This is a genomic window from Candidatus Binatia bacterium (genome assembly GCA_036493895.1).
In the GTDB taxonomy this organism is placed as follows: domain Bacteria; phylum Desulfobacterota; class Binatia; order UBA1149; family CAITLU01; genus DATNBU01.
The window spans coordinates 1-11,680 of sequence record DASXOZ010000020.1; the positions used below are offsets into that span (position 1 = coordinate 1).

General features: G+C 67.1%; 9 protein-coding genes. 7 read left to right on the forward strand and 2 right to left on the reverse strand.

From position 1 onward, the window contains the following. Window positions 1–128: 128 nt before the first annotated feature. A complete protein-coding gene (locus VGK20_05760; protein HEY2773541.1) occupies window positions 129–1,043 on the forward strand; it encodes a universal stress protein in 915 nt (304 codons plus the stop codon). Between the two features lie 59 nt (window positions 1,044–1,102). On the opposite strand, the gene VGK20_05765 is transcribed toward VGK20_05760, so the two are convergent. Next, complete coding sequence (locus VGK20_05765) at window positions 1,103–1,522, reverse strand: DUF6010 family protein (protein ID HEY2773542.1); 420 nt, start codon at window positions 1,520–1,522, stop codon at window positions 1,103–1,105. Between the two features lie 107 nt (window positions 1,523–1,629). On the opposite strand from VGK20_05765, the gene VGK20_05770 reads away from it, so the two are divergent. The 3 genes from VGK20_05770 (at window position 1,630) to VGK20_05780 (ending at window position 4,203) form a co-directional block, all read left to right on the forward strand. Beyond that, window positions 1,630–2,361: an SDR family oxidoreductase gene (locus VGK20_05770; GenBank protein HEY2773543.1), complete on the forward strand. Its 732-nt coding sequence runs from the start codon at window positions 1,630–1,632 to the stop codon at window positions 2,359–2,361. A 31-nt stretch (window positions 2,362–2,392) separates the two neighbouring features. Next, a complete protein-coding gene (locus VGK20_05775) occupies window positions 2,393–2,983 on the forward strand; it encodes a 2-hydroxychromene-2-carboxylate isomerase (GenBank protein HEY2773544.1) in 591 nt (196 codons plus the stop codon). Between the two features lie 407 nt (window positions 2,984–3,390). Beyond that, window positions 3,391–4,203, forward strand: a complete 813-nt coding sequence (locus VGK20_05780) for a hypothetical protein (protein ID HEY2773545.1) — start codon at window positions 3,391–3,393, stop codon at window positions 4,201–4,203. 171 nt (window positions 4,204–4,374) lie between these two features. Here VGK20_05780 and VGK20_05785 read toward each other — a convergent pair whose 3' ends face one another. Then, window positions 4,375–5,034, reverse strand: a complete 660-nt coding sequence (locus VGK20_05785) for an outer membrane beta-barrel protein (protein HEY2773546.1) — start codon at window positions 5,032–5,034, stop codon at window positions 4,375–4,377. A gap of 159 nt (window positions 5,035–5,193) precedes the next feature. On the opposite strand from VGK20_05785, the gene VGK20_05790 reads away from it, so the two are divergent. From VGK20_05790 to VGK20_05800, 3 genes are all read left to right on the forward strand, one after another. Further along, window positions 5,194–5,667: a hypothetical protein gene (locus VGK20_05790; GenBank protein HEY2773547.1), complete on the forward strand. Its 474-nt coding sequence runs from the start codon at window positions 5,194–5,196 to the stop codon at window positions 5,665–5,667. Window positions 5,668–5,678: 11 nt separating this feature from the next. After that, window positions 5,679–8,138, forward strand: a complete 2,460-nt coding sequence (locus VGK20_05795) for a transglycosylase domain-containing protein (GenBank protein HEY2773548.1) — start codon at window positions 5,679–5,681, stop codon at window positions 8,136–8,138. Between the two features lie 198 nt (window positions 8,139–8,336). After that, window positions 8,337–11,680: hypothetical protein (locus tag VGK20_05800; protein HEY2773549.1), on the forward strand; the 3,344-nt coding region annotated here is incomplete at its 3' end.

The window sequence follows — 11,680 nt, forward strand, 5'->3', positions numbered from 1 at the left end:
GCCGGTCTCTCTCACCTGCCCCGCCTGCTGAACGCGCCCGCCCGGGCATGACGTTCGCCCGCCAGGGCAAGTGATGCGCATCGCGTCGCACCTGCCGTACCGTTCTGCCCTCCCGCGCAGCTCAAACCGTGTTGTCGGCCCCGGCACGCGAGCGTATCGTCGACATGGTGGCACGCGAGGAAACCCACATCCGGACTGTCCTGTGTCCGGTCGATTTCTCGGACGCGAGCGAGCATCAGGCTCTCTTTGCCGCCGACCTCTGCCAGCTCTACGGCGCAAGACTGGTTCTGCATCACAACGTCGAAGACGTCAGCGCCGGCGTGGCCGTCAGCTGGATGTGGGCCGGGAAGCACGCGGCGTTCGCATGGGACATCGAAGCGGAGCGACGAATGAAGAGCTTCGTCGGGCGCATTCCTGCGTGGATTCCGATGCAGGCACGCATCACGCATGGGCCTCCGACCGGTTGCGTGCTCGCCGTCGCCGGGATCGTCGATGCCGACGTGCTCGTGCTGACGATCCACGGCCGTACCGGCGAGGACCACATGTCGCTCACCGAACAGGTGCTCGAGCGCTCGTGCTGCGCAGTGATGGCGCTTCACGAGGCCACCGGCGATCCGAACGCGAAGCGCTTCGCGTGCCGCTCGGGTGCACTGCATCGCGTGCTGGCTCCGACGAGCTTCTCCGAAACATCGGCAGCGGCGGTCCGGCTCTGCTTCGACCTGGCGCGCCGCCTGCCGATCGAGCTTCACCTGCTGCACATCGAGCCGTCGCGCACGCCGGTGTCGGAGCCGGACTCTGCCCAGGCCGAAGCGGACCGGCGCAGGCTGTCGGGGCTGCTGCCGAACGACCTGCGCGAGCGGGCCAAGCTGCACGTGGCGGCAGGAGATCCGGCGCGAGAGATCCCGGCGATGGCCGAGGCGCTCGGTGCATCGCTGATCGTCATGGGCGAGCACACGCGCGCGCCGCTGCGTCGCTGGTTCACGCGCGATACGGGGCGCTCGGTGCTGCGCGAAGCGAATTGCCCGGTCTGGTACGTTCCGTAAGGAAATCCGCAACATTGCGCAAGAGATCGCAGGCAGATCCGTACCTGCCGCGGATCTCCTCAGGCGACGGCGGGACCCGCCGCCGGTGAGCGCGGCGGCGCGCCGGCGAGGAACCACAAGGCAATCACCGAATCGAACACGAGGCAGCCGAAGGACGAGGTGGCCATGAAGGGCCAGATCGGGTTGCCGTAGAGGTGGTGCGCGAGATCCCACGCGGCGTGCATCAGCCAGGCCACGCCGAGGAATCGCACGGATCGCAGCCCGAGCACGACGACCGGCGTCGCAACGACCGGATACACCAGCTCCCAGACTCCGAAACCTCCGCTCAGGTAGGCGCCGCAGGCGCCGGCAGCGAGCACGACGTTCAGGTCACGCCGCAGCGGCTCGCGCACCCTCGACATGATCAGGATGAAGACGAGGCCGCCGAGCGCCGGACCGACGGCGTCCATGAGGTGAAGTACCGGTGGGTGCGCGTTCATCGGGGCCGATGCTAGCCGATCGATCGTCCGGAGTCGCGCCGGGCCGGTCCCGGGTGCCACATGGCCCCTGTTGAATCCGCCGTCGCCGCTGCCTACTAGCGCGGCGAATGTCCGCGAACGAGAAAGTCGCCCTCGTCATCGGTGCCGGCGATGCTACCGGCAGCGCGGTCGCCCGGCGCTTCGCTCGCGAAGGCTACACCGCCTGCCTCACGCGCCGCGACGCCGACAAGCTCCAGCCCCTCGTCGACGCGATCCGCGCCGAAGGCGGGCGGGCCCACGGCTTTGCGTCCGATGCCCGCAAGGAAGACCAGGTTGCCGCGCTGGTCGAGCGCATCGAACGCGAGATCGGTGCCATCGAGGTCTACGTCTTCAACGTCGGCGCGAACGTTCCGTCGACGATCCTCGAGGAAACCGCCCGCAAATACTTCAAGATCTGGGAGATGGCGTGCTTCTCGGGCTTCCTCACCGCGCGGGAAGTCGCACGGCGCATGGCAGAGCGCGGGCGCGGCACGATGATCTTCACCGGCGCAACGGCTTCGCTTCGCGGCTCGGCCGGTTTCGGTGCATTTGCCGGGGCCAAACACGCGCTGAGGGCGCTCGCCCAGAGCCTGGCGCGGGAGCTCGGCCTGAAAAACATCCACGTCGCGCACGTCATCATCGACGGCGCGATCGACACCGCGTTCATCCGTGACAACTTCCCCGCCAAGTACGCGCAGAAGGACGACGACGGGATCCTCGACCCCGACCACATTGCCGACTGCTACTGGATGCTGCACTGCCAGCCGCGCGATACCTGGACGTTCGAGATGGATCTTCGGCCGTGGATGGAATCCTGGTGACTCGCAGACACACGCGCGCAAGGCAGGCACGATGGCAGCGACGGTAGAATTCCTCTTCGACTTCGGCAGCCCGACGACCTACCTCGCATGGACCCAGCTCGCCGGCATCTGCGCCGAGCACAGCGCCACGCTCGTGTACCGGCCGGTGCTGCTCGGTGGCATCTTCGCGGCGACCGGCAACGCCTCGCCGGCGACGATTCCTGCAAAGGCTCGCTACATGGGAAGCGATCTTGCGCGTTTCGCGCGTCGCTACGGTGTCCCGTTCGCGTTCAACCCGCACTTTCCGATCAACACGCTGACGATGATGCGCATCGCGACGGGGCTCGTCGCAGATCGCGACGCCTTTGCGCGCTATCTCGCGGCGATTTTTCCCGCCATGTGGGTCGAAGGATTGAATCTCGGCGAATCTTCCGTGCTCGAAGCGACGATCGCGAAGGCCGGCCTCGACGTCAGCCGCACCGTGGCGCTTGCCTCCGATGCAGGCGTCAAGGCGATGCTGAAGGCGGAGACCGAGAGAGCGGTCGAACGCGGCGTCTTCGGTGCACCGTCGATGTTCGTCGGAGAAGAGCTGTTCTTCGGGCAGGACCGCCTCGACTTCGTGCGCGAGGCGCTGCGCGCCTGACGACAAGGCTCCAGGCGTCAGAGCGGCGCTTCGCGTCCGGCTGAGCCGCTCGCGCTCGTCCGGCAGCGCGCTCCCGAAATCGCGAATTTCCTGAGTCCGCGCCTGCAGCCGCCGGCGCAGCTTCGCACTGCCGCTCCCTTTCCGGCGCGTCGGCATGGGCCAGATCGCTCGCTCGCCGCGGGGCACCCCGCGCGCGCGGGGCAGCCGGCCCGGCCCGGCGACGCAGCGCATGCAGCCGCATATCCGCGTTCGCGGCCATGAACTTCCCGAATTCCCGTTGGAAACGGCCGCCTTCGTCGCACGTCTTCGTTGAAACCGCGTCTGGCCCGATTCTTGAAATCCGGCTCGCGCCTTCCATCGTCGCCGAGGCCGGGAGAAGCGACGCGCGGGGCAAGGAGCAAGATCAGATGAAGCTTTCCAGATGCGGGCACGCGGCTGCGGCCGTCGTCGCATGTTGTCTTTTCACGGGTGGGAATGCCTACGCGGGCGGCGGCGCTGGCGGCGCCGACGTCCAGGTTTCCGGTTCGGCGAGCACCGGTTCGCCGTCGGCGGGCGCCGCATACACCTACACGTTCCAGATCAAGAACAGCGGGTCGGACAGCGCCAACCTCGTCACGTTCCTCGATACGCTGCCGGCCGGAACCGGACTCAACTACGCGTACGTCTCGTTTCCGGGTTCGGCATCACCGTGCAGCACCCAGAACATGGTCGTCGCGTGCAACATCGGAACGATGCTGAAGGGGAGCCAGGCTTCCGTTGTCATCGGTCTGGACGCTCCGGTGACGGCGGGTGCCTACGGCAACACGGGAACCGCGTCGTCCTCGTCTCCCGATCCCCAGCCGTCGAACAATTCCTCGACGGTGACGGTGCAGGTGAAGACGGCGCTGGCGCCCTGCCCCGTCACGCTCGGACAGACGACGATGAACGGGATGATCATGTGGATGACGTACCTCGCCCTGCCGAGCGGTACGGTTCCCGGCGATTTCGAGCTGCAGGTGAACGGCGTGAACTACGATGTGATGACGAACTACTACGACGGTTCCTCGCCGCTGACGCAGGTCATCAATCTCGACTGCAAGCAGTCTCCGGTGCAGTTCGTTGCGGTCGGCAACTTCGTCAACGTGACGGGAACGGTGGACATGGAAATGGTGGGATCGACGCTGACGCCGGTCATCCACGCCAGCGCAGTGCAGGTGATGACCCACAAGGACGCGATTTAGGTTGGATCGGGGAACCGGCAGGCCGTGCAGGGCCGTGCCGGGCAAAGAAAAGGCGGCGCTCGCGTCCCCCCGCGACAGCCGCCCTACGGGAATCTCGCGCCGCCCCCGGCGCCAGGTTCCCGGCAGGCCGGGGTCAGGCACCAGAATCCTGGTGCCTGACCCCGCCTTCGATCAGAACTTGTAGCGGAGACCCATCGACACGGTCCACATGTTGAGATTGTTCGCCTGGCCGAAAGGCAGGACGTACGCAATCTCGGGACCCATCGCGATGTGCTCGGTGATGCAGCCGTCCATGCCGGCACCGAAACGCATCTCGAAGTCGTTGCCCGCCGGCGCCGCAAGAAGCGGAGCCGGATGGTTGCGGCTTCCCGCCGAGCCGTTGATGTCGACGTAGCCGAGACCCGCCAGCACGTAGGGCTGAAAGCGACCCGTCAGGATGTAGCCCTTGGCATTCGCCGTCAGTGCCCAACCGTCGTAGTGGCCGTTCGGATCGACGTCGAACTCGTTGAAATTCTCGTACAGCGCTTCAACGGCGACGTTCGGGTGCACGCGGTATCCAGCGCGGACATGGAAGCCGCCGCTGTTGGAGACGTCGATGCCCGTCGCGCCCTGGATCTCCTGGAACTGCTGGATGGCGTACTCGCCGCCAATTCCCAGGTAAGGGCCGACCTTGGCGTAGTCCACTTCTTCGACCTGCTGCTGCACGATCGGCGGCGGCGCAGTCGGATGCTCTTCCGGAAGCGGCTTCTCGCCGTAAGCACCCGCGAAGGCGCACGTCGTGGTTCCCATCAGCGCCGCGGCGCCGATGAGCATTGCAATGTTCTTGCGCATGATTCGATCTCCTTCTTGTCTGACCAGGGGTTGTCGACGACGGCTCTTCCGCTGCAGCCCAACCCCATCCATGGACCCGGCATTTGCACACGGGTCACCAACCACTCCTCCAACACACGGCGACGTCGTGACGACGCCTACGCTACACACAGCGGCCTCGTGGACGCCTTCGTAGCCGTGATTGTCTCCATTCGAGGCATCGGCTGCAAATTTCCCCGCACCGGCGACTCGCGTCGAGCTCACGCGAAAATGATCACACCGAGGCGCGCCCGTGACGAAAATCATGCTGCTGCAGCGGGAATTCGCGCGTTATCCGAGAAGAAGGAAGTCTTTCCGGCTTCATCACGATCCGGAATGCAAAAAAAATCCGCAAAACAATTGTTCGTTTTTGAACATCCGCAGCCGATTGCAGGCCACACCCGCTGTGGATGGGCCGTCGCAGCCCATTCTCAACTTATCGACCGTACAACCGCCCTTCGCTTGCGCCGTCGCGTATCCGCCCGGGATGATCGCGCGATCATCGTCACGGTGTCCGCCCTCGCCTGCACCGAATTCGCGCTCCCTGCAGCAGGCGCCCGTGGCGGCGCAACGGCCGAGCGCTTGTTGTACCATCTGCAGCCTCGATCGGAGTAAGCGGGCAGGCGATGGCCGGCGGCAAGAAGAAGACTTCCACAGGCAACGGGCGCACTGCGCGCCGCAAGAGCGGTCGCCGCAGGCCCCGTTGGCGCACTGCCGCCTTCACCGTCGCGGCGCTGTTGCTCGTCTCGCTGGGCGTATACCTGGCATCGCTCTACCGCGACATTTCTACGCTGATCGACCAGCGCAGCGCCGCGCTATCGTCGTCGATCCTGTCGGCACCGCATCGCATCCGCGCCGGAGACGAGCTCGAGCGCAGCCGTCTGCTCGATCGCCTCGCGTCGCTCAGCTACTCGCAAGTGGCCGCCGCCGAAGCCCCGGGACAGTTCACGAAGACGCCGGCGCTGATCTCGATCTATCTGCGCGGCTACCACCAGGGCGGCATACGCTACGAGCCGTCGCTCGTGCAGGTCCACGTGCAGGACGGGAAGATCGCGCAGGTAACCGACGCCGGAGGCATCGAGGCTGGCCATCCGCTGCTCGAGCCGGAAGTGATCGGGCGACTGGTGCCGGGCGCTCCGGCCGAACGCGTCGAGATCCGGCTGGCCGACCAGAAGCCCTACCTCGTCTCGGGCCTGCTTGCAGTCGAGGACCAGTATTTTTACTGGCACCCCGGCTTCAACCCCGTCCGAATCGTCGAGGCTGCGATCCAGGACGTGCGCCAGAAACGCCTCGCGCAGGGAGCGAGCACGCTCACCCAGCAGCTCGGTCGAACGTTCCTCGAGCGTCGCGACCGCAGCTTCGAGAGGAAATTCCGCGAGCTGGCGGTTGCCGTCGTGCTCGAGCTGCGCCTGACGAAGGACCAGATTCTCGAGCGCTACATCAACGACGTGCCGATGGGTGCCTACGCGGGTGCGCCGCTCGAAGGACTGCCGCAGGCCGCACGCTCGTTCTTCAACAAGGACCTCTCGCAGGTGTCACCGGCCGAAGCCGCGATGCTGGTCGGCATGATCCAGGCGCCGACGAGCTACGATCCGCGGCGTCATCCGTCCCTGGCAACCCAGCGACGCAACGTCGTGCTCGGCGTCATGCGCAGCGAAGGCGTGATCGACGAAGCGACTTACCAGGAATCGGTCGTCAGTCCCCTCGGCCTCAGTCGTCCGCCAGGGCTGCGACGCGCTCCGTATTTTACCGACTATGTTCTGTCGATGCTGAGACAGCTTCCCGGCGTCACCGGCGATCTTGCCGGCTTGCGAGTGTTCACGACGCTCGACACGGAAGTGCAGGCGCATGCCGCAGCGGCCGTCACGGCCAACCTGGAAAAGCTCGAGAAGGATCACCACGAGCTGCGTCGCTCGGTCAGGCCGGCCAAGCTGCAAAGCTCGGCCGTTGTGCTCGATGCGCACAGCGGTGCGATCCGCGCAATGGTCGGAGGCCGCAACTACTCCGAGAGCCAGTTCAACCGCGCGGCTTCGGCGCTCAGGCAGCCGGGCTCGGCGTTCAAGCCGATCGTCTACCTTTCGGCCTTCGACCCGGAGCGCAGCCCCGTCAAACCCGTGATGACGCTCGCTTCGCTGCTCCCCGACGAGCTGCTGAGCTACGACGGCTGGACTCCCGAAAACTACGAGCACGACTACCAGACGCAGGTCACCGCTGTCGCTGCCCTCTCCCAGTCCCTCAACGTTCCGGCGGCCTACGTCGGAAGCCGTCTCGGCGCCGAGCGCATCGTCCGCACCGCGCACGAGCTCGGCATTCCGCAGGACTTGCAACCGCTGCTGCCGATTTCGATCGGTGCCGAGGAGACGACGCTGCTCGACCTGTCGGGCGCCTACCAGGTTTTCGCGAATGCCGGGGCACGCTCGCCGGTGTATGCGATCGAGTCGGTGATCGACGCGAACGATCGCGAGATCTACCGCCACGAGGACTCGCCTGCGCGCGTCGTGCGTCCCGACGTGGCGTACGTCGTCACTGGAGCGCTCGAGACGGTGCTGCAGTCGGGAACCGGTGCCAGTGCCTCGCGTCTCGGTCTCGACGTCATCGCCGCGGGCAAGACCGGCACCACCCAGGATTACCACGATGCGTACTTCGTCGGTTACACGCCGGAGCTCGTCGCGGGAGTGTGGGTAGGATTCGACACGCCGCAGAGTCTCGGTCTCACCGGTGCGCAGGCTGCACTGCCGGCGTGGACGCGCATCATGCACGACGCAGCCGCTACCGGCGCGCGCGACTTCACCGTTCCTCCCGGCATCACGATGGCGAGGATCGATCCGGAATCCGGAGGCCTCGCCACCGCGGCGTGCCGTCGTCGCGTCACGCTGCCGTTCCTGCAGGGCACGGCTCCGGTCGATGAGTGTCCGCTGCACGGTCAAGGGCTTTTCGGTGCGACCGACGCGAGCAATCGTGACTGGGGCGGCTGGAGGAAGATCCTGCCGGTGGCCGCCGCCCGCACCGCACCGAACAAGCCCCCGCCGATCGCCAACGTGTTCGGCAAGATCGGCCATTTCTTCGGATCGATCTTCCATCGCTGACAAGTTGCGCAAAAGACCAGGCCGCGACTGTTCTGGCCCGCGGGGCGCCGGGACTGCGCACGGGCTGTTTTCCGCCGCGTGCGCGGGCTTGCGTTGGGGGATCGCCCGCACGTAGAAACGCATCCGGTCGCTGTCTTTTCATCGACCCGGGGGTTCATGCCGAGGACAATTGCCGCAGCGCGCCGGCGCTCGTGCTGCTTGCGCGGCGCACGGATCATCGCGGCCGCCTGCATCGCGGCGTTCTGGCCGATACCGGTGCAGGCCGCGGCGGCGGTCGGGAGTGCAAAACCGGTTTCGGAGCTGCTGCGCCCCGACGGAACTCTCAAGCTCGATGCCGGCTTTAGCGGCGCCGTCGATGTCTCCGGTTTCGAGATGGAGACCGGTGCCGGCGGCGCACCGCGCTTCGTGCCGCGCTCCGCGCGGACGCAAACCGGCACATCGTCACGCGGCGTCATCGCGACGTCCGCCGTCATCGGAAACTGGGACGCAAGATTCGGCGGTCCCCCGGGTGTAAGCGGAGCGGTGATGGCCGCAGCCGTCATCGGCAGCGACCTCTACGTCGGAGGCAGTTTCGTCAGTGCCGGTGGAGTCGCCGCGCCGCGCATCGCGAAGTGGGACGGCAGCGCCTGGTCTGCTCTCGGAAGCGGCATGGACGGCGAGGTTCACGCGCTCGGAGTGCTCGGCACCGATCTTTACGCAGGTGGGTTCTTTCTGAACGCCGGCGGAGTCTCGGCCCAGCACGTCGCACGCTGGGACGGGTCGGCCTGGTCGGCCCTCGGCAAGGGAACCAACTCCGACGTGCGCTCCCTGGTCGCGATCGGTACGACGCTCTACGCCGGAGGCCTTTTCACGACTGCGGGCGGCAACGCAGCCAATCGCGTCGCGAAATGGGACGGCACCGCGTGGTCGGCCCTCGGCAGCGGTCTCAACGGATCGGTCACATCGCTCGCCGTCGTCGGCACCAACCTGTGCGCCGGCGGATATTTCACCACTGCCGGAGGCTCCGCTGCGGCGCACGTCGCGAGCTGGGACGGCAGCTCGTGGTCCGCGCTTGGCAGCGGGACGGATGGCGGCGTCGAATCCCTCGCCTCGTCGGGTTCGACCCTTTATGCGGGCGGCGCCTTCGCTACCGCCGGCGGGACTTCGGCGAGCAACGTCGCACGCTGGAACGGATCGTCGTGGTCGGCGCTGGGCAAAGGTACGAACAGCGACGTGCTCGCGCTGCTGGTTTCGGGAACCGACATTTATGCCGCCGGCTCGTTCACGACGGCCGGAGGCGCGAGCGCAGCGGGCATCGCGAGGTGGAACGGCTCGTCATGGACGACGCTCGGCGCCGGCGCGGACGGCAACGTCGAGGCGCTGGCCGCCGTCGGCTCGACGATCTACGCGGGAGGAGACTTCACGTCGGCCGGCAGCGTGTCGGCAAGCGGCATCGCGGCGTGGGACGGATCGGCGTGGTCGACGCTCGGGGTCGCCAGCGGCGCGGGGATGAACGACAGCGTCGAAGCCCTCGCGGTCGTCGGCTCCACTCTGTACGCGGCCGGATATTTCACGTCGGCAGGAGGAACCGCAGCCAACCGGATCGCCAGCTGGAACGGACTGGCGTGGTCGCCGCTCGGCAGCGGCCTTGACGGGCCGGTGTTCTCGCTCGCCGTGATCGGCACCGACCTGTACGCAGCGGGAAGCTTCACGAGCGCCGGTGGAGTTTCGGCCAGCCGCGTCGCGCGCTGGAGCGGCTCGGCCTGGTCGGCCCTCGGCAAGGGAACCAACAACGACGTCTACGCGCTCCTCGCGATCGGCACCAGCCTGTATGCGGGCGGCGCGTTCACGAGCGCCGGCGCCACGTCCGTCGGTTCCATCGCGAGGTGGAACGGCAGCTCCTGGCTCGCGCTCGGCAGCGGCGTCGACAATGCCGTGTCCTCGCTCGCGGCAATCGGCAGCGATCTTTACGCCGGTGGTCCGTTCCTGAACGCGGGCGGCGCACCGGCCAATCACGTGGCGAAATGGAACGGCAGCTCCTGGTCGCCGCTCGGTTCCGGAACCGCCAGCGCCGTCGATGCGCTCGCTGCGGTCGGCAGCGACCTGTACGCAGGCGGGAATTTCGCAACCGCAGGCGGCATATCGACCGGTCCGATCGCACGCTGGGACGGGAGCGCGTGGAACGCTGTCGGCAGCAGCGTCAGCAGCCTGGTTTCGTCGCTGTTCGCGAGCAGCTCCGATCTTTACGTCGGAGGCTTCTTCACTTCCGCCGGCGGAGCGCCCGCGGCCCACGTCGCGAAATGGGACGGTACCGCCTGGAGCGCGCCCGGCAGCGGAACCACGGCGAACACCGCCGCGTTCGCGCTGCTCGATGGAGGCCTTTTTGCCGGCGGCGATTTCCAGGGCGCAGGCGGCAACGCCTCGTCGTTCGTCGGCCTGTTCTATACCGGCACCTGTGGCAACGGCATCGTCGATGCGGGCGAAGCATGCGATCCCATCGCTTCGGGTTCCTCGAGCTGCTGCAACACGACGACGTGCCAGGTCGCGACGAGCACCCAGGTCTGTCATCGGAAGATCGGCCCCTGTGACCAGAGCCAGACCTGCGACGGATCGACCGCCACGTGTCCGTCGACCTCTTTCCTGCCGACGACGACGGTCTGCCGCTCGGCCGCCGGAGTTTGCGACGCGGCGGAAACGTGCACCGGCACGAACGCCTTCTGCCCCGCCAACGCGTTGCGGGATGCGTCGACGACGTGTCGCGCAGCCGCCGGTGCCTGCGATCTCCCCGAGACGTGCACCGGGACTTCGTCGTCCTGTCCCGCCAACGCGTTCGTCGCATCGACGGTGCTGTGCCGTCCGTCGGCGGGAATCTGCGATGCGGCGGAGAGCTGCACCGGCTCGAGCGCCGCCTGCCCTGCCGACGTGCTCACTTCGTCGTCGACTGTCTGCCGCAGCGCCGCGGGCCCCTGTGATGCCGTCGAGAAATGCACCGGCTCGACGGCGACGTGTCCGGCAGATCTATTGGCGTCGCCCTCTGTCGTGTGCCGCGCGGCAGCGGGTGCCTGCGACGTTGCCGAAACCTGCACCGGCACGGCCATTGCCTGTCCCGGGAATTCCTTTGCGACCCCCGCAGTCGTTTGTCGCGCGGCGGCGGGAATCTGTGACGTGGCCGAGAGCTGCACCGGAACCGCGGCGGCCTGTCCTGCCGACATCTTCGTCCCCCCAGCCACCGCCTGTCGCGCGGTAGCGGGAATCTGCGACGCGGCCGAATCGTGCACCGGCACGAGCGCTGGCTGTCCGGTCGATTCGTTCCTTGCGACATCCGTCGTCTGCCGTCCTTCGGGCGGCGCCATCTGCGACAGCTCGGAGAACTGCACCGGAAATTCGGCCGCGTGTCCCGCCGACACGTTCGCTTCATCCAACGTCGTCTGCCGCGCGGCAACCGGCGCCTGCGATCTCGTCGAAAAATGCACCGGCACATCGTCCGTCTGCCCGGCCGACGTGCTGGCTCCTTCAACGACCACGTGCCGCGCATCGCTCGGAATCTGTGACATCGCCGAAAG

What these genes read in the sequence shown, in the direction of transcription:
- VGK20_05785 (HEY2773546.1), bottom strand. Translation starts at nt 5,034, where the DNA reads ATGCGCAAGAACATTGCAATGCTCATCGGCGCCGCGGCGCTGATGGGA.
- VGK20_05795 (HEY2773548.1), top strand. Translation starts at nt 5,679, where the DNA reads ATGGCCGGCGGCAAGAAGAAGACTTCCACAGGCAACGGGCGCACTGCG.
- VGK20_05765 (HEY2773542.1), bottom strand. Translation starts at nt 1,522, where the DNA reads ATGAACGCGCACCCACCGGTACTTCACCTCATGGACGCCGTCGGTCCG.
- VGK20_05775 (HEY2773544.1), top strand. Translation starts at nt 2,393, where the DNA reads ATGGCAGCGACGGTAGAATTCCTCTTCGACTTCGGCAGCCCGACGACC.
- VGK20_05780 (HEY2773545.1), top strand. Translation starts at nt 3,391, where the DNA reads ATGAAGCTTTCCAGATGCGGGCACGCGGCTGCGGCCGTCGTCGCATGT.
- VGK20_05770 (HEY2773543.1), top strand. Translation starts at nt 1,630, where the DNA reads ATGTCCGCGAACGAGAAAGTCGCCCTCGTCATCGGTGCCGGCGATGCT.